The organism is Aeromicrobium changchenzhani (assembly GCF_057586615.1).
This window is the reverse complement of sequence record NZ_CM172480.1, coordinates 3,091,300-3,108,570: the sequence shown is the minus strand read 5'-3', so window position 1 is coordinate 3,108,570 and position 17,271 is coordinate 3,091,300. Positions and strand designations below refer to the sequence as shown.

Here is a 17,271-nt window from a genome sequence, read left to right as displayed (position 1 = left end):
TGGCTCGCGACTAACGCTGACGGCGCCCGGCAATATGTGCATAGGTCTCGAGGAGCCCGCTGATGACGGCCGATGGGAGCCGCCCGGTACCGACGGCCTGAGGGCGATACTTGTTCTTGATAGCGTCCGTTCCGCCATCAACCATGATGGTTGTTCCGACGAGGAGGCTGGAAGCGTCGCTGAGGAGAAACGCGATGAGTTCGGCGACTTCCGTGGGACGGCCACCACGACCAATAGCATTCGGATAGGTGTCAGCGAATCGGCCGAAGGCCGGATCTTTGCGAACGGCGGCAGTCATAGGCGTTTCGATTAGGCCTGGAGCAACCGTATTCAGCCTGATGCCGGCTGGCGCCCACTTGATGCATTCGCGACGAACCCACCATGCGAGCGCCGCCTTGCTAGCGGGGTAGGCCACCACCGCAGAGACCTTTGCTGCGGCTCGTCGCCCGGCTTCCTCATTGCCTTTGAGCAGCGTCTTGGCCAGGTGGGCGGGCCAAGCAGGCTGGCAGACGATCGAGTTGGACGAAAGCAGCACGACCGAAGCGGCGTGGCTCAGGAGCGGTCGAAGCCCGACAACGACATCGACGGCGCCGAAATAGTTGACCGAGATCAGTGTTTGCGGATCGACACCCGATATGCCGGCGATTCCGGCACAAGGCACAACCCCATCAAGCGTCGAGACCTGTGTACGGACTGCAGCAATCACCTCGGTGCGTCCGTCGGCGGTTGATAGATCGGCGTTGATCTCGGCGCCCGCCCGGTCGACGGTGATGACGTGCGCACCACGGTCGCGGAGCAGCGTGGTGGTTGCCGCACCGATTCCCGACGCTGCGCCGGTGACTACATAGGTCTTGGCCGTGAACGGAAGCCGCGACGCAGTGCTGGTCACTGCTGCGTGTCCAAGACCGTGCAGCGGGTTTTGGTGTAGATCGTTGGCATGCACTGATTGCAGTGGATACAGATGCCCTGTGTAGCCTCGCCAGACTGCATACGGTTGATCAGATCCGGCTCGCGGAGCAGCGCCCGAGCCATTGCGACGAACTCGAAGCCTTCGGCCATTGCCTGATCCATCGTCGCCTTGTCGTTAATCCCGCCAAGCATGACCAACGGCATTGAGACCGCCGCGCGGAAGACGAGCGCCTTCTCCCGCAGGAAGCCCTCTTCGAAGGGGTAGGCGCGGAAAAAGCTTTTACCGATCGGTGTTTTGAGTCCGAGTCGGAGCGGGCCTGGCATGGTGGCGGCAAATTCCTTAAGCGGTACGTCGCCACGGAACAGATACATCGGATTGAGCAATGAACTGCCCGCGCTGAGTTCAAGCGCGTCGAGATAGCCATCGGCTTCCAGCAGCCGCGCGAACTCTACGCTCTCCGGCATCGAGAAGCCGCGGGGTGAACCTTCGGTCATTCCGATTTTCGCCGTGACCGCGACCGAGCTGCCAACCTCATCGCGTACTGCGCGAGCAACGTCGCGCGCAAACCGAGCACGGTTCTCCAAGGTGCCGCCCCAGTCATCTTTTCGACGGTTCTGCCCCGATGCCAGGAATGAACTGAGTAGATAGCCGTGTGCCATGTGGATCTCGAGTACATCGAAGCCGGTGTCGACCATGATTCGCGCCGTGCGCACGTAGTCTGCGGTAATCCTGGCAATATCGGCAGTCGTCGCCGCTCGGATCATCTGCATACTCAGCGGTGAAGGCAGTCGCGATGCGGCGAGTGCGTGTACGCCGTTGGAGCGGCCGTTAGCCACCGGCCCTGCGTGGCCCAGCTGGCCGGCAACTTTTGCTCCGGTTCGGTGGATCGCCTCAGTGAGTCGAGACAGGCCCGATGCCGACTTGTCGTTGACGACGATAACTTCCTTGTGAGTGCGCCCTTCGGGAGCCACCGCCAAGTAGGCAACCGTGGTCAGGCCAACACCGCCGCGAGCCGGTTCGAGGTGGTAGTCAATCAATTCATCGGTGACCAAACCGTGCGGCGTTCGGCCTTCGAACGTTGCGGCCTTGATCACCCGGTTACGTAGCTGGACCGGGCCGAGGCTAGCGGGCTCGAAGACGCTGTTCATTTCCATGAGAACCTAGTTCTTGGTGAGTCGCGGCGCATCATTTGTGGAACTCTTTGTCAGCTGCCCGCGCACTTCGCGCGGCTCGCGCTTCGTAGGTTTTGCGTCGTGGGTCGTCGAGCGCGGACGAAATGCGGGCCGCGACCTGCTCGACTGTAACGGACTCGGCTGAACCCTTGTTCACAGCGAACCCCATTGCGAGCTCGGTGTTGATGATCGCTGGGTGGACCGCAGTAATGTGGAGCGAGTTGGAGAATCCGCTGACCGCATGCTCGCTTGCAACGTACGTGGACGCGCCAGCAATGGGGATCCGGCCCGCCGCGCTGGAGATGTTGACGATGTGACCGCGTGCCCCGCGCGTCTTCATCTGCGCGACCACTTCCTTCGTGCCGTAGATAACCGCCATCCGCTTTAGCGCGACGATGCCGTGGGCCGAACGCCCTTCGATCGTCGGCTCCATCACGGCGGCATCGAGATCGCACACAGCCACGGTCGCAGCGACACTCTTGAGCAGTTTCGAAGTCGCGGTCCCGACGCCACGGCCACCGCCGGATATAACAACAATTTTGCCAGTCAGATCACGCTTCATCTGGATTTCACCGGTTCTCTTGATTGATCAGCAGTGACTCGAGGGACTGCCCACATCCACTAATAGTAGAACACGTTCTATCATCAGTCGTATGCGCAACGAAATCATGCCGCCGGCCTCGCCTGCCAGCCGCAAACCTGAAAGCCCCTTCGGATTTGCGGCCGGTTCATGACGCTATCGTCCCAGTCCTTTCTCCACTCGGATATGTCAACCGCCGAGGTTGAAGCCTCTGAACTACGTCATGGGGCGCTGGCTGGTGACATCCGTGGCCTTGTCGATGTCGCGATCAGGACACAGGTAGAACCCGAGCAGATCGCTGCCGCCCGCGATCTGATTCAACAGGCGGCGCTAGTGCTTGGCGAGGATGCCGCATCTTTCCCAGCTGGTATTCGCTTCAACACCGAAGGCAGGGTTTGGAACTGGGGCAACGCCGTCGTGGGCGTCCGCAATGCGATCGCACCTCCGGTGGTTCTGAAGTGTGGAAACGACGGCGCCATACGTTCGGAGGTTGATCTTGGTGTGGCTTACGAAGGTCCTCCGGGCTGTGTTCATGGGGGCGTTTCGGCGCTCCTGCTTGACCACCTCATGGGCGAGACCGCAAGCGACGCCCATACCCGACTCGTCGTGACCGGCACTCTGAACCTGCGCTATTTGCGCCCACTTCCATTGGGGCGAATCCACCTGTGGGCACAGATCACGAAGGTGAGTGGCCGGAAGGTCACCGTCACGGCACACATCGGGCCTGACGACCATGGCAACGAACCAGCAGTCGAGGCGAACGGGCTGTTCATCACGCCGCGGTGGGCACACGACGAGGCCAATTCGGCCGAGGTCGGTTCCCTAGACTGAACGGCTGCAATGAACGGACCAAACTGGGCGACATTGACCTCGCATCAGGCCGCGCGATCAACGTCTGACATCTGCTGCGCATAAAATCGTCACGACGTGGGCGTGCTCAAAGCTCCACCGATGAAGTCGTGAAGTTGTTTCTGGGTCAGGCGGCCCGCGCCGTCGGCTGCTCTGACGAACTCGTTGATAAGCACCTCATAAAGGTGCGCCAGAGCGTTAGCGTCACCCGAACGGATGGTGTCGACGTCTTGGCCGGCCCTGATGAAGCCAGCGATAATTCCTCGCGCTTCCAGGAACAGGTCCAGGCCACCTGGCTCGAACTCGCCTAACGGCGGGCTAGCGAGTTGGGCCATGCCACGCACGTGGTGGAGAAGTTGTCCAAAGTTCGGGTGCGCCTCAAAAAATGCAACCGTGACATCGATGATCCCGTGCAGTCCCTCGAGTGGTTCTGGCTGGTTCTCGCCGACTGCGCGCATGCCTTGCAGAAGTTCCTCGCCCCGACGAGTCAGTGTCTCGGTGAGTAGTTGCTGCTTGTTCTCGAAGAAGGTGTAGATCGCGGGAGCCGAAAAACCCGAATCAGCCCCGATCTTGCGGATAGATCCGCCGGCGATGCCAAACTCCGCAAAGATCCGTTCGGCCGCATCGAGGATGTCGTCTCGGTTGTCAGCACGACGCGCCTCTCGACGCTGAGCCGCGCGCGACGTAGCTGCACTGTTGGCGCCCAGATCTGATGTTGGCTGTGATATTGCTTTCGTCAAGAGGGCTGCCTTCCAGGCTGTGGTGGTCAAGATGTCCGAATGGTTCTAGGTGGCGGATGCTAACCAATTTTCTATTTTCGTAACTATTTTTGTGACTCGTCGTTTATTTGAGTGACCGTGTGTTAGATCACAACATCCTACTCATATCTTAAGGTTTCAGCCTTGCGACGCTCGAGCCCAAACTCCGACACCCTGTCCGGCAACTGGCAACGCGCCCGACGCGTCACAGTCGGTGGTCTGATTTCGTTCATGCTCGTCCTCCCGGCCGCTTGCGGTGGATCTCAACTCGACCCCGCTTATGTGCGGTCCGCGAATGACCCCGGCGCCGTAAGCGCAAATGGAACGAATGGCAGTGTCGCGGGGCCGAACGGAAGCGACTCCGGCACGGGCGACACAGGTACTGCGGGCGATCCCGATACCGCAGGTACCTCGGGAGGTACCTCGGGCACTTCGGGAGATGGCGGCAAAGGAGCCATTTCTGGTGTGACTGCCGCGTCGTGCAGTGGATTCAAGAACCAAAAGGGCATCACCGACAAAACGATCTCGATCGGCAACGCTTCAGATATCAGCGGCCCGGTCCCAGGGCTGTTCACATCTGCGCAGCAAGGCACTAAGGCGTATGTCGCCTATTTCAACGCAACGTCAAGCATCTGCGGCCGCAAACTTGCCTTGACGACCTTGGACTCCCGCACCGATGCCGGCGCCGACCAGCAAGCGTATGCGAAGCTCTGTGAGTCGACGTTTGCAGCGGTCGGCTCGATGTCTGCGTTTGACTCAGGCGGCGCCGGAGCCGCACAATCCTGTGGACTCCCAGACATTCGCACCGCCGCGACGACTGCGACCCGGAACAATTGCAGCACCTGCTTTGGCGTACGGGCGGTCGGTGCCAATGAGTTCGGCAATGTGGTCCCGGATTTCTTTGTCAAGAACTACAAGGCCGCAAGTCAGAAGGCAGCCTTCCTCTATCTGACTGCGGGTGCTGCTGCGGAGAACGCGGCAACCCAGCAAAAGGTCGAGACCAAGCGGGGGATGAAGTTCGTCTATTCCTCGGGCATCGATGTTGCCGAGTTCAATTACGGCCCCTACGTCCAGCAACTGAAGAGCAAGGGAGTTCGCTGGGTGCAATTTATCGGCGGTTACCAGCAAGGCGTCAGGCTCGCTAAGGCAATGCAGTCAGCAAATTACAAACCTGATGTCCTGTTCTTCGACCCGACGGTTTATGACGCGGGCTTCGTCAAGAGCGGCGGATCAGCTGTCGAAGGTGCCATCACCTTCACCGACTTCACCCCGTTTGAAGAGTCACAACCCGAGCTCAACCGCTACAAGCAGTGGCTCCAACAGGCCGCACCAGGCGCGACTCCAACGTTCTTCGGACTGTATGCGTGGTCGGCGGCCAAACTCTTCGTCGAAGAGTCGCTCAAGCTGGGCGGCAAGCTCACCCGAGCGTCGTTGGTCGCGAAGATCAAGGGAGTCCGCCAGTGGGCTGCCAGCGGATTGCACAGTCCCATGGACGTCGGCGGCAAACACGCGGCCGCATGCGCACGGTTCCTGCAACTGCGGAACGGAAAGTGGGTGCCATTGAAGGGCACGGCTTACGTTTGTCACGGCTACAGCTCGGCCCGGTGACCAAGTGAGTGCGCTCATTTCCTACACCATCATTGGGATCTTTACCGGTTCGGCCTACGCGATTGCTGCCAGTGGCTTAGTTCTGACCTACAGCACCACCCGGGTCTTCAACATCGCCCACGGTGCCGTTGGGATGGTCTTCGCCTTCGTTTATTGGGACTTCTCGGTGAAGCAGGGCATCCCAGTTTGGCTTTCGCTCATTCTCGTGCTTTTCGTGGCAGCACCTCTGTTCGGCGTATTCATCCAGCGAGTGCTCGCACGAGGCCTTGGTTCGGCGCCGGTCAGCGTTTCGCTCGTCGTTACGGTTGGCCTTCTGGTTGCCCTGATCGGCACCGCCACCCAGATCTGGCCACCGGCGGCGCGGACACTGCCGCAGTTCTTTGAGGGGCAATTGATCACCCTCGGTTCTATCGTGATCACCTGGCAAGAGCTCATCACGGTGACCCTCTCGGCTGTGGTTGCGATGGGTCTGTACGTCCTGCTCACTAGGACCCGGATCGGGACTGCGATGCGCGGCTCGGTTGACAACCCCGAACTGCTCCAGCTCTACGGCGGCCGGCCCCAAGTGGTAGCGGCGCTCGCCTGGGCGATCGGCAGCTCGCTGGCAGCGTTGGCCGGCATCCTGCTCGCGCCGGTGGTCGGTCTGCAGTATTACGACCTCACTCTGCTGGTGATTTCGGCATACGCCGCGGCAATGCTTGGCAAACTCACCAGCTTGCCGATGACCTATGTGGGGGCAATGGTGCTCGGAATCGCACAATCATATGTCGTGGGCTACCTCCAGAACATTCCGTTCAGCGACAAGGTTCCGGGCCTGCCCGCCGTTATCCCGACGCTTTTCTTGTTCGTGATTTTGGTGCTCCTTCCTCAGGCGCCGCTGCGGATCGGTCAGGTCAAAGGGATGCTTTCCGCGCCAGTGCCGACGCTGGGCCGGGCCGCGCGCTGGGGAGCCGTGCTCGTTTTCTTTGTCCTCATTCTCGCCGTCGGAATGCCCGACTCTAAGTTGCTTCTGGTTGGCACCGCGGCCACCTATGCGATCGTGATGCTCTCGCTGGTCTTGTTGACCGGGTACGGCGGCTACGTGTCGCTGGCTCAGTTCACCTTCGCTGGCGTCGGTGCAGTCGCCTACGCCAAGATCGACCAGCCGAACCTGTTGGGGCTTCTGTTCGCAGTGCTCATCGCGGCTGCTGTCGGCGCGCTGGTAGCTATCCCGGTATTGCGTCTGACTGGCCTCTACCTCGCGTTGGCGACGTTGGCGTTCGCACAACTCATGGACAAACTCGTTTTTCAGGCCTCGTTTGCGTTCAAGTTCGACAACCCGTTGCAGGCCGAACGGCTGTCCATCCTCGGCGTGAATATAGATGGCACTGGGGCGTACGCGGTGATGATGACGGTTTTCTTCGTGCTCATAGCTGTGGCTGTCCTTGCTATACGGCGTGGTCGGCTGGGCCGGATTCTGATCGCGGTGCGTGACAGTCCGGCCGCCGCCGGGACCCTCGGTGTTGATATGCGCTGGCTCCGAGTGAGTCTGTTCGCAGCGTCCGCGGGTATCGCGGGCCTTGCCGGGGCGCTCTTCGCTGGACTCCGAGGAACCATCGTGGCGTTCGACTTCCAATTCTTCGCGAGCCTGCTGCTCCTGCTGATGGCCGTTGTCTGGGGTGTTACGTCGGTGACGGGCGCCGCACTCGGCGGGATCTTCCTGATGTACCTCCCAGTGGCGCAGTCGAACAACCCATCGATCGCAGGGCTGTTGTTTCTGCTCCTTGGTGTCGGTGCGGTCTTGCTTGCTCGAGACCCGAACGGATTGGCGAACAAGCTCTTCCAGGTCCCGAAGTGGATCCAGGAGAAGATCTACCCAGCGCTCGCTGCTAGATATCCGGAGTTGGTGCTGAAGCTGCCTTCAAGGATGCGATCGGGCGAAGATGAGGCTAGCTGTGAGGAGGTGGACCCAGATGCCGTTGCTGCACATTGACGATGTGGTCGTCCAATTCGGCGGTGTGACCGCCGTCAACCACGCGAGTTTTCAGGTCGAGCCAGGCACAGTCACCGGACTGATCGGTCCGAATGGCGCCGGCAAGACCACCTGCTTCAACGTGATCACCGGACTGCAGGCCCCCACGTCGGGCCGGGTTCTCCTCGACGGCAAGAACATCACCAGAATGCCCGTTCACCGGCGTGCGCGACATGGCATGGGTCGCACTTTCCAGCGGCTGGAGGCTTTTGGCTCGCTGACCGTCGAGGACAACGTCCGCGTTGCACTCGACATCCACAATGGATTCCGCGGGGTGCTGCGAACGGCCAACGGCTCGGCCGATCTCGAGATCGCGGCATTACTCGAACGCGTCGGCATCGCGGATTACGCCGAAGAGCGCGCCGACTCCGTGCCGACCGGCACCGCCCGACTTCTTGAGGTCGCCAGAGCACTCGCATGTGACCCGCGGCTGCTGCTCCTTGACGAACCGTCCTCTGGCTTGGACGAGACCGAGACCGAGGCTTTCGGTGACCTTTTGCTCGAGTTGGCCGCCGCGGGTTGCACCATCCTCATGGTCGAACACGATATGGGCCTCGTGATGCGGGTCTGTGACAGCATCCATGTCCTCGACTTTGGCTCGATCATCGCAGCGGGTACGCCCGCGCAGACCCGCGCCAATCCGGTCGTTCAGAGGGCATATTTGGGATACAGCGGCGACAGCGTTGCAGCTGAGTTGGACGAGACGAAAGTCCTGCCGGTGACCAATGAGGTGGCACTGTGAGTGAGCGTCAGCGAGTGAACGATCGAAGGATTACGGTGTTGTCTGCCTATCGTGCCTTTTCTTGGCAGGTGGCACTGTGAGTGAGCGTCAGCGAGTGAACGATCGAAGGATTACGGTGTTGTCTGCCTATCGTGCCTTTTCTTGGCAGGTGGCACTGTGAGCGTACCGATCCTGGAGGTCGTTGACCTGCACGCCGCCTATGGCCGAATCGAAGTCCTGCGTGGGGTCAACCTCGCTGTGCCCCGCGGTGCCGTGGTCGCGCTGCTCGGCCCGAACGGCGCTGGCAAGTCCACTCTGCTCAAGGTCATTTCGGGCCAAATGGAGCAGACCTCGGGCGACATCCATTTGGCGGGAGTCCATGTCACCGGCGCCAAGCCTGACGACCTGGCCCGCCTGGGCCTGACTACCATCCCGGAGGGACGCAGCGTCTTCCCGAACTTGACCATCGAAGAGAACCTGCTGCTGATGTCGTACGCGGGCGTCAGCGCGAACCAGGTCTACGACACTGCCTACTCCTACTTCCCGCGACTGCACGAACGTCGGTACCAGCTCGCCGGGACATTGTCTGGTGGCGAACAACAGATGCTCGCGATGGCGCGAGCACTGAACTCGGACCCGGCACTGCTACTCCTTGATGAACTCTCGATGGGCCTGGCACCACTGATTGTCGACGATCTTTACGAGACCGTCGGGCAGATCGCCCAGTCTGGGGTGTCGATCCTGGTCGTCGAACAGTTCGCGCGAACCGCATTGAAAGTCGCTGATTATGCAGCAGTCATGACCGGAGGCCGCATCGTGGCCACCGGAGAACCGAGCGAGATCAGCGAGATCATGGCTGACGTCATTCTGGGAGGTGCCGCATGACCTGTGGCCAGCACAAGCACGAGAAGACGTTCTACGACAAGTCGGTCGTCGGGCGTGCCCAATCACTGGGCAGACGCGCGAAGCGCACCGCCACCGTTTTGCTGGCGTTTGGTCTGGTCGCCGGCGGGACAGCGGCGGGGGCAACACCTGCGCACGCTGCGGCGTACGGCGGGTTCACCACGACGGCCACCGCCACTCCGCTCAAGCTGGAGATTTTTGAACCGGCGATCCCGATTCCGACAGATCCGCAGGCGGAGTTCGACTTGTCGTACACGCGGGTACTCGGTAGCTCAGGTCCGGCGACGAGTGCGCGTGCCTCGGCGATGTGGCCAGGCGCGGCGCTCGGCGAGGGATTGAAGACCTTTGGTGAACAGCTTGGCCTCCCCGCAGCGATCACCGGCGGTGGCTACCCGGTCCAGGCGAACGCCGGATTCCCAGGTGACAGCCCTCAGCAGGTTCAGGAATTTTTTCCAGGAATGGTCGGCCGGGCTGACGCCGGCGCCAAACGAACGATTGCCAAGGTCAGCTACACGAGCTCAGATGTCTCCGATGGTGACACCGGCGGTGACAAGACGAAATCCGCCAACCCGCTGGATGCGTTGAGCCAGCTCATTGGCCCCAAATCGGCGCCCGCGACCCCGAACCCGCTGGGAGCGTTGGGCTTACTCATCGACTTCGACGGAATGACGAGCGTCTCCAGTACCGACTATGAAGGCGACGCCGTGACCGCGACCGCGACCAGCCGGATCGGTGAACTTCGGCTTCTCGGCGGCTTGATCAAGCTCAATGGCATAAACGTCGTCACCAAGGTCACGAGCACTCTGGCGGGTGGTGCGAAGACGAGTCAGACAGTCGACGTTGGCGGTATGAATATCGTCGGTCAGAAGTTCTCCTACGGTCCCGAAGGATTCACCGCTGCGGGCAAGACCACACCGATCCCGGGCATCCCGACCTCAGCGGCAGCCTTGCTCAAGCAACTAGGGGTCGCCATCGAGGTGCCCAAACCCGAGGTCACTAAGAAGGGTTCGGCCGGTTCGATCTCGGCCGAAGCAGTGCGGATCACCTTGGACACCAAACCACTGCGCTCTAAGTTGCCTCAACTGCCGATTGACGGCTTGGTGAACAAAATCCCACCACTCCCAGGTCAGGCTAACTTGCTCAAGGGTCTGCTCCTATCGCTCAACACGATCGCACCCAAGCTGGTCCTGCATCTGGGCACGGCCGAGGTCTCTGCGACTACCGTTTCGTCGCTGGGCCTAGGTGGCGGACCCGGCACCTCGACGCCTGGTTCTACAGGCGGGGGTGCGGGCGGGAGCGCGAGCGCGGGTACCTTGGGCACGGCTGGAACGCCTGGGCTCGACGCGAGTCCTCCGGCGGCCTCTGGCGGCGGCGATCTCAATACGAATCTGGCAACCGTTCCGGTCGCCAAGGGCCTGCCCCCACTGGGCAGCGTGCCGATGCTGCTCCTGTTCGGCGGGCTCGCACTCGCCGCTGGCGTCGGGTGGTATCTACGCTCCGCAGGGCTCTTGCTTTTCGGTGCCGCCTCCGCGTGTTCTTTCGGCCTCAGGGTCGGTATCCCAGATCTCAGAAAGGCCTGACATGACCATTCAACGGGCAGCCGTACAGCCCACCCAGACAACACCCCACATGATGCCCCGTGCAGGCTCGCGTAATGGTGTCGCTCCGCTGCGCAACGACCCTGCCCAGTTGCTGCATCTGGTGCTGTTCATCGCAGGTGCTGTGCTGCTACCGCTGGGCCTGATCGTGATCGGCCTCAGTTGGTACGGCAGCGCTCATACCCCTTATGTGTTCGACCAGAACGCCTATTTGGTCTCCGGCATCTTCGGACTTGGCCTAACCTTCGTCGGCGGTTTCCTCTATTTCGGATCCTGGCTTGCCCGGATCGCGTCGGATCAGAAGGCCGCGCAAGGCCAACTTTCCGACACGCTACTCCTGCTGTCCGACGCGGTGGCCCACAGCGCCGCGGCTGCCGCGCCGGTCGGTGCCCGTGACGCTGGGGCGGTCCTCGTGGTGGCTGGCGGCGGTACCAGCGTGCATCGTGCCGATTGCAGCTTGGTCGCCGGTCGTGATGATCTGCGAACCGCCGGTGCAGATGCCAGCGACCTCACGCCGTGCAGGCTCTGCAACCCCGGGGCACCTCGAGCCTGATCGAGATCTCTGGATCACGGAGAGTGGCCGTCAGACGGAGATCACAGCAGAGCAGCTCGCCGATGGTGGGGGAGCCCGAAGAGTTGGTTTAATGCCTGCGCACGTTTGAGGACCAGTTGGGCATCGTGTTCCCACGTGATCGCGATACCGCCGTGTAATTGGACGGTTTCGCCTGCGACCGCCATGGCGGCGTCGGCGCAGTATGACGCCGCGGCCGCTGCCAGCCGGTCCGCGTTGGGTGCGCCGTGGGCGTGCGCTTGGATTGCGGCCCAGGCCCCCGCGCGGGACATCTGCACCAGGACCAGTAGATCGGCCATGCGGTGCTTGAGCGCCTGGAACGAGCCGATCGGGCGACCGAATTGTTCACGCTCTTTCGTGTATGCGACGGTCATATCCAGACCACGTTGAGCGCAGCCGACCTGGAGTGCCGTGGTCGCGAGGGTGCCGACTCGGTGCGCTGTCGCGAGGGCAGAAACTGCGTCCATGTCGATTGGCGCCGCCTCGACGGCATCGAATTGGAGCTGGCCGAAACTAATGGTTGGGTCCATGCCAGTAAGCCGCGTGCGGGTTAGGCCCGAAGCCGTCGGATACACGCGGAAGAGGCCAACGCCAACGGCGTGTGTGGCGACGACGACGAGGATCTCGGCGACATCGCCGCAGAGCACTGGGGAAACCGATCCATGCAGGGTGCCGTCGGACCAGGTCACCCCCACGGGTGCGTCGACCGGGCCGGTGATGCCCGACCAAGCGATGGTTGCGACTGCTCCTTCGGCGATGCGGGCCAGCGGCTCAGGGTGCTCAGTTGCGACGAGGACGGCGGTTGTGACGATCGATGCGAGCAGCGGCGACGGGGTCAGTGTCCGGCCGAGTTCTTCTAATACGACAGCTGCCTCGGCGAGCGTGAAGCCAGCTCCACCGTGCTCTTCGGGGACGGTCAATGCGGCCACCCCGATCTGGTCGCATAGCGTCGCCCAGAGATCGGGGTCATAGCCGGTCGGCAACTCGATCGCACGCCGGACTGCCTGACTGTCGGAGCGCTTGCTCAGCAAATTTTGCACAGCGGCTGCCAGCTCGGTGTGTTCCTTGGTGGGCACCAAATCCGTCATGTCCAGTCCGTCATATCTGGTCCGCCAGCAAGTCGTTGAGTAATCGTCCGCGGTGGAACGTTGACGTGCCCCAGGTCGACCGCAGCGCGCGGATGCGGAGCAGCCAACGGCTCAGATCGTATTCTTCGGTGTAACCGATCGCACCATGGACCTGTAGGCCTGCACGAGCGGCGAGGTTAGCCGCTTCTGTGCACTGGATCTTCGCGGCCGAGATCGAGCGGGGGCTCGGATCCACGGCGGCGCCATAGACGAGGGGTCGGGCGAAGTCGAGCGCGATTCGTACATCGGCTAACTGATGTTTGATCGCTTGGTAGGAGCCGATCGTGCGGCCGAACTGCGTTCGCTGCTTCACGTACGTCACGGAGTCGGCGAGCACGCGTTCACCTGCGCCGAGTAATTCGGCGGCGGTCGCGAGGGCGGCCAGATCGAAGGCTGCGTCGAGATCACCGTGCTCCACTGGGTCGCCGGGCGTGACGTCCCAAAGCCCGCGACTGGGGTCAATTGACTCGACACGATTTCCCACAATTGCTTTGTGCAGCCCGGTATCGGTGGCGACATACGTGTCGTCGACAACGTCTGAATCGAGGGCAAAAGACACGTGCGGTGTTACGGCCACCGTCGCCCGCGACGCCGAAAGGTCGATGGCCGGCAGCGCCAACGGCAGATAGGCCGCCGATTCGATCCACGGTCCGGGTGCGGCGTAGCGGCCCAAGGCTTCGAATGCGATGCAGACCTCGACCGGTGTTGCTTCGGTAGCGAGCGACGTCACGCCGAGGTCGGCCAGCCGGGACCACAGCCGAATGCCGGGTTGGTGATCGCCAGCTGCCCAAGCGCGGTTCGCACCGATGCTGTCAGCGCGAGAAAGCAGGTCATCGAGGGAGCGGGCGAAGCCGGTCTGCTCTGTGGTCAACTCGAATCTCATGCTCGTGGCTCCCGCGGCAGGCCGAGGATTCGCTCGGCGACGATATTGCGCTGGATCTCATTGGTGCCGGCGTAGATCGGGCCGGAAAGCGCAAAGAGGTAGCCGTCGGTCCATGTCGATGCGACTTCTGCCTGTGAACCGAGCAGATCCAGTGCGGTCTCGTGGAGTGCTACGTCGAGTTCGCTCCACCAAATCTTGTTGGCTGAACCGGCTGCCCCGATGTCACCGCCCCCGGCGATCTTGGTGACCGTGCCCCAGGTGTAGAGCCGATAAGCCTCAGCTCGCATCCAGGCGTCGATGACTGCACCCGAAAGGGCTGGATTTGGGGCGTCGGAATACAGGTTGAGCAGACGGTCGGCCGCGGCGCAGAAGCGTCCCGGTGAGCGCAACGACAACCCGCGTTCGTTCCCAGCGGTACTCATCGCCACTCGCCAGCCGTCGCCGGGCTCCCCGAGCACATCGGCATCGGGTACGAAAACGTCGTCAAAGAACAATTCGGCAAAACCAGCCTCGCCATCGAGTTGCGCGATTGGTCGCACGGTCACCCCATCGGCAGCCAGGGGGAAGCAAAAATAGGTCAATCCGTGATGCCGTTCGGCGCTCGGGTCGGAACGGAACAGCCCAAATCCCCGGTGTGCGTACGCGGCCCGGGAGGACCAGGTCTTTTGGCCGTTTAACAACCAGCCGCCCTCGACCGGCTTCGCGCTCGAACGCAACGAGGCGAGGTCTGAGCCGGCTTCGGGTTCGGACCATGCCTGCGCCCAGATCGTTTCGCCGGTCGCCATTGATGGCAGCCAACGCTGCTGCTGGTCGGCGGTCCCATGATCGAAGACGATTGGTGCGAGCAAAAAGATGCCGTTCTGTGAAACGCGTCCCGGTGCTCCTGCGCGGTAGTACTCCTCCTCAAAGATGACCCACTCGACGAGAGAGGCGCCACGACCGCCGAATTCTTCGGGCCAAGAGACAACCGACCAGCTCGCATCGGCGAGTTGGCGTTCCCATTGTTGGTGGGCGATGAATCCCGCTGCGGTGTCCATCGACGGCAACTGCTCGCTCGGGACGTTCGCTGCCAGCCAGGCCCGAGCCTCATCTCGGAATGCGAACTCGTCGGCGGAAAGGTCGAGTTTCACCCGCGCTCCCCATCCTTTTGCTCGCGACCCTTCTTCGCCATCGATTTGGCATCGAGGCCGCCAAGTGAGTCTGTTGACGTCTCGGCGTTGTGCGCGTGTGCGAAGTGATGCAGTCCGAAAACTGAGTCCATTCCGGCCCGCAGGCCTTGCAGATCCTCGGCCTGGTTGACCGCTTTTTTGGTCAGCGCGAGGCCGAAGGATGGCATCTGTGCGATCCGGCCCGCGAGCGCCATCGTGGTTTGCTCCAGCTCATCGGCGGGCACGACCTGATTGACCATGCCGAGTGCCAAGGCGCGGTCAGCGGTGAATCGATCCCCGGAGTAGAGGAACTCCTTGGCGGCCCGTGGATTCATTACCCACGGGTGCGCGAAGTATTCGACGCCCGGGATGCCCATCCGCACCACCGGGTCGGAGAAGAACGCGTCATCGGAAGCGACGATGAAGTCACAGGACCAGGCCAGCATCAGCCCGCCGGCAATGCAGGCGCCATGGACCATCGCGATCACTGGTTTGGGCACCTCGCGCCAGCGTCGGCACATACCGAGATAGACCTCTGACTCGCGGGCAAACCGTTGGTCGCCGCCGGCTTTATCGGTGTGGTCCCACCAGATCACGGCTTTGCGTTCGAAGGATTGATCCACATCGCGGCCCGGCGTGCCGATGTCGTGGCCGGCACAAAAGTGCTTGCCGTTGCCAGCCAGAATGATGACCTTGACGTCATCGTCATCGGTCGCGCGTTGGAAGGCCGCATCGAGTGCGTAGGTCATCTTCGAATTCTGTGCGTTCCGGTATTCGGGCCGGTTCAGCGTGATGCGCGCGATCTGATCGACGACCTCGTAGGTCACCACTTCTTCACTCATGACGTGCTCCGTTCGGCTGCGGTACGCAGCTCGTTCTTTAGGACCTTGCCGGACAAATTTCGGGGGAGTGAGTCAATGAAAACGACCTCGCGCGGGACCTTGAAATTGGCTAGTCGTTCGCGGGCGAAACCGATGACCGCATCGGCGTCGGGTGCGTCTGTGTCGCGCCGAACGACGTAAGCCTTGCCGACTTCGCCCAGTCGGCGGTCGGGTATTCCGATCACTGCCGCGTCGAGCACGCCGTCGAGTCGGGTTAGAGCCTGCTCGATTTCGGCCGGATAGACGTTGAAGCCGCCACAGATGTACATGTCTTTGAGTCGATCGGTGATGCGGAGGTAGCCGGTCTCATCGAGCACGCCGACGTCGCCGGTGTGTAGCCACTTGTCCGAATCGATCGCTTCGGCGGTCGCGGCGGGATCGTCGAGATAGCCGAGCATCACCTGTGAGCCGCGGAGCAGTAGTTCGCCTTCTTGGCCAGCGGCAAGATGTTCACCGGTATCGGGATTGGCAATAGCTATCTCGATACCGTCGATGGCGCGGCCACAGGTATTGGCGACGGTCTCGTCGCTGTCGCCGCGGCGGCACATCGTGGCGACAACACATTCGGTCATACCGAACGCGGTGATCACCAGATCGAAGGTCAGCTCGCGCTGTAGCCGTTCGACTAGGGCCACCGGTACGTTCGCAGCGCCGGTGTTGGCGAACCGCAAGGACGATGTGTCAGTGTTTGCAAAGTCGGGCGACTCGAGCAAACCGAGGAAGATCGCGGGCGCGCCGGGGACCATGGTGATCCGTTCGGCCTCGATCAGCGCGAGCGCGGCCGAGGTGTCAAACATTGCCATCGGGTAGAGCGTGCACCCGTGCAGTAGGCCAACCAGGATGCCGACCTTGTAGCCGTATGAGTGGAAGAACGGGCTGATCACCAAGTAGCGATCGGCCGCGCTCACCTCGCCGATCGCGCTCCAGTTCGATGCTGCTGCAATGGTCTGTCGATGTGCGGTGAGTACGCCTTTCGGCCGACCGGTCGTTCCCGAGGAGAAGAGAATATCGGCGACGTCGTCGGGGCTAACAGCATCGGCTGCGGCTTCGGCTGCATCCAGATCGATCGTTTGGGCCGCTGCTGCGAGGCCATTTAGGTCGGCGAGGTCGAGGATTGTCACTCCGTCAACGAGCGTACGAAGATCGGCGATCTGCGTGCGCCCAAGGAAGCCGTCAGCGACGATCACCAACGCTGCCTGAGTGCGTTCGACCAGATCAGCGACCTCATGGGCGGTGTAGCGCGAGTTCGCTGGCACGAGGGTGCCGCCGGCGTATGTCGCCGCCAAACCGGCCACGACCCACTCGATGCTGTTGGGCGCCCAGAGCACCACTCGGTCGCCAGTGCCAACGCCGTGGTGTCGATAAACTGCTGCGGTGCGACGGATCAGCTCGTGTAGTTCGACGAAGGTCAGTGTGTGGCCAGCCATTGAATAGGCTGTCGCGTCGCCGTACTCCGTCGCAGCGCGGCGCACGAGATCCGGGACGGTGTCGACCATGGAGTCTCCTTTGCGCGCAAACCAAACAAGTGCTTGGTAGGCTACCTTAGTCGGA

General features: G+C 61.9%; 16 protein-coding genes. 7 read left to right on the top strand and 9 right to left on the bottom strand.

What is annotated here, in order from left to right; genetic code table 11:
• Nucleotides 1-10: 10 nt before the first annotated feature.
• From AC2YB9_RS15690 to AC2YB9_RS15680, 3 genes are read right to left on the bottom strand one after another with little or no spacing between them, the layout of a single operon-like run.
• Nucleotides 11-889, bottom strand: a complete 879-nt coding sequence (locus AC2YB9_RS15690) for an SDR family oxidoreductase (RefSeq protein WP_487266296.1) — start codon at nt 887-889, stop codon at nt 11-13.
• The gene (locus AC2YB9_RS15685) at nt 886-2,058 is read right to left on the bottom strand and encodes an oxidoreductase (protein ID WP_487266295.1); all 1,173 of its coding nucleotides are present in this window, start codon (nt 2,056-2,058) and stop codon (nt 886-888) included. Before AC2YB9_RS15685 ends, AC2YB9_RS15690 begins: the two co-directional genes overlap by 4 nt.
• 37 nt (nt 2,059-2,095) lie before the next feature.
• On the bottom strand, nt 2,096-2,644 hold the full coding sequence (locus AC2YB9_RS15680) for an SDR family NAD(P)-dependent oxidoreductase (RefSeq protein ID WP_487266294.1): 549 nt from the start codon (nt 2,642-2,644) through the stop codon (nt 2,096-2,098).
• Nucleotides 2,645-2,848: 204 nt separating this feature from the next.
• Here AC2YB9_RS15680 and AC2YB9_RS15675 point away from each other — a divergent pair, with 204 nt between their 5' ends.
• The gene (locus AC2YB9_RS15675; protein WP_487266293.1) at nt 2,849-3,493 is read left to right on the top strand and encodes a PaaI family thioesterase; all 645 of its coding nucleotides are present in this window, start codon (nt 2,849-2,851) and stop codon (nt 3,491-3,493) included.
• Nucleotides 3,494-3,582: 89 nt separating this feature from the next.
• On the opposite strand, the gene AC2YB9_RS15670 is transcribed toward AC2YB9_RS15675, so the two are convergent.
• Nucleotides 3,583-4,281: a TetR/AcrR family transcriptional regulator gene (locus AC2YB9_RS15670; RefSeq protein WP_487266292.1), complete on the bottom strand. Its 699-nt coding sequence runs from the start codon at nt 4,279-4,281 to the stop codon at nt 3,583-3,585.
• Nucleotides 4,282-4,413: 132 nt separating this feature from the next.
• Between AC2YB9_RS15670 and AC2YB9_RS15665 the strand changes: the two genes are divergently transcribed.
• From AC2YB9_RS15665 to AC2YB9_RS15640, 6 genes are all read left to right on the top strand, one after another.
• The gene (locus AC2YB9_RS15665) at nt 4,414-5,877 is read left to right on the top strand and encodes an ABC transporter substrate-binding protein (protein ID WP_487266291.1); all 1,464 of its coding nucleotides are present in this window, start codon (nt 4,414-4,416) and stop codon (nt 5,875-5,877) included.
• 4 nt (nt 5,878-5,881) lie between these two features.
• Nucleotides 5,882-7,849, top strand: a complete 1,968-nt coding sequence (locus AC2YB9_RS15660) for an ABC transporter permease (RefSeq protein ID WP_487266290.1) — start codon at nt 5,882-5,884, stop codon at nt 7,847-7,849.
• Nucleotides 7,830-8,630: an ABC transporter ATP-binding protein gene (locus AC2YB9_RS15655; RefSeq protein ID WP_487266289.1), complete on the top strand. Its 801-nt coding sequence runs from the start codon at nt 7,830-7,832 to the stop codon at nt 8,628-8,630. The genes AC2YB9_RS15660 and AC2YB9_RS15655 overlap by 20 nt, the downstream gene beginning before the upstream one ends.
• Before the next feature lie 156 nt (nt 8,631-8,786).
• Nucleotides 8,787-9,494, top strand: a complete 708-nt coding sequence (locus AC2YB9_RS15650; protein ID WP_487266288.1) for an ABC transporter ATP-binding protein — start codon at nt 8,787-8,789, stop codon at nt 9,492-9,494.
• Complete coding sequence (locus tag AC2YB9_RS15645) at nt 9,491-11,092, top strand: choice-of-anchor P family protein (RefSeq protein WP_487266287.1); 1,602 nt, start codon at nt 9,491-9,493, stop codon at nt 11,090-11,092. The genes AC2YB9_RS15650 and AC2YB9_RS15645 overlap by 4 nt, the downstream gene beginning before the upstream one ends.
• A 1-nt stretch (nt 11,093) precedes the next feature.
• Nucleotides 11,094-11,663 (top strand): hypothetical protein, encoded by a 570-nt coding sequence (locus AC2YB9_RS15640; protein ID WP_487266286.1) that lies wholly within the window; start codon nt 11,094-11,096, stop codon nt 11,661-11,663.
• Between the two features lie 41 nt (nt 11,664-11,704).
• On the opposite strand, the gene AC2YB9_RS15635 is transcribed toward AC2YB9_RS15640, so the two are convergent.
• The 5 genes from AC2YB9_RS15635 to AC2YB9_RS15615 are packed head-to-tail and all read right to left on the bottom strand — an operon-like array spanning nt 11,705 to nt 17,216.
• Nucleotides 11,705-12,769, bottom strand: a complete 1,065-nt coding sequence (locus AC2YB9_RS15635) for an acyl-CoA dehydrogenase family protein (protein ID WP_487266285.1) — start codon at nt 12,767-12,769, stop codon at nt 11,705-11,707.
• A 10-nt stretch (nt 12,770-12,779) separates the two neighbouring features.
• On the bottom strand, nt 12,780-13,691 hold the full coding sequence (locus AC2YB9_RS15630; protein ID WP_487266284.1) for an acyl-CoA dehydrogenase family protein: 912 nt from the start codon (nt 13,689-13,691) through the stop codon (nt 12,780-12,782).
• The gene (locus tag AC2YB9_RS15625; RefSeq protein ID WP_487266283.1) at nt 13,688-14,821 is read right to left on the bottom strand and encodes an acyl-CoA dehydrogenase family protein; all 1,134 of its coding nucleotides are present in this window, start codon (nt 14,819-14,821) and stop codon (nt 13,688-13,690) included. Before AC2YB9_RS15625 ends, AC2YB9_RS15630 begins: the two co-directional genes overlap by 4 nt.
• Nucleotides 14,818-15,681, bottom strand: a complete 864-nt coding sequence (locus tag AC2YB9_RS15620) for an enoyl-CoA hydratase (protein WP_487266282.1) — start codon at nt 15,679-15,681, stop codon at nt 14,818-14,820. The genes AC2YB9_RS15625 and AC2YB9_RS15620 overlap by 4 nt, the downstream gene beginning before the upstream one ends.
• Nucleotides 15,678-17,216, bottom strand: a complete 1,539-nt coding sequence (locus AC2YB9_RS15615; protein ID WP_487266281.1) for an AMP-binding protein — start codon at nt 17,214-17,216, stop codon at nt 15,678-15,680. The genes AC2YB9_RS15620 and AC2YB9_RS15615 overlap by 4 nt, the downstream gene beginning before the upstream one ends.
• Nucleotides 17,217-17,271 lie beyond the last annotated feature (55 nt).

Coding starts and splice junctions, on each gene's coding strand:
- AC2YB9_RS15685 (WP_487266295.1), bottom strand. CDS start 2,058: ATGAACAGCGTCTTCGAGCCCGCTAGCCTCGGCCCGGTCCAGCTACGT.
- AC2YB9_RS15675 (WP_487266293.1), top strand. CDS start 2,849: ATGTCAACCGCCGAGGTTGAAGCCTCTGAACTACGTCATGGGGCGCTG.
- AC2YB9_RS15620 (WP_487266282.1), bottom strand. CDS start 15,681: ATGAGTGAAGAAGTGGTGACCTACGAGGTCGTCGATCAGATCGCGCGC.
- AC2YB9_RS15645 (WP_487266287.1), top strand. CDS start 9,491: ATGACCTGTGGCCAGCACAAGCACGAGAAGACGTTCTACGACAAGTCG.
- AC2YB9_RS15680 (WP_487266294.1), bottom strand. CDS start 2,644: ATGAAGCGTGATCTGACTGGCAAAATTGTTGTTATATCCGGCGGTGGC.
- AC2YB9_RS15655 (WP_487266289.1), top strand. CDS start 7,830: ATGCCGTTGCTGCACATTGACGATGTGGTCGTCCAATTCGGCGGTGTG.
- AC2YB9_RS15640 (WP_487266286.1), top strand. CDS start 11,094: ATGACCATTCAACGGGCAGCCGTACAGCCCACCCAGACAACACCCCAC.
- AC2YB9_RS15635 (WP_487266285.1), bottom strand. CDS start 12,769: ATGACGGATTTGGTGCCCACCAAGGAACACACCGAGCTGGCAGCCGCT.
- AC2YB9_RS15630 (WP_487266284.1), bottom strand. CDS start 13,691: ATGAGATTCGAGTTGACCACAGAGCAGACCGGCTTCGCCCGCTCCCTC.
- AC2YB9_RS15615 (WP_487266281.1), bottom strand. CDS start 17,216: ATGGTCGACACCGTCCCGGATCTCGTGCGCCGCGCTGCGACGGAGTAC.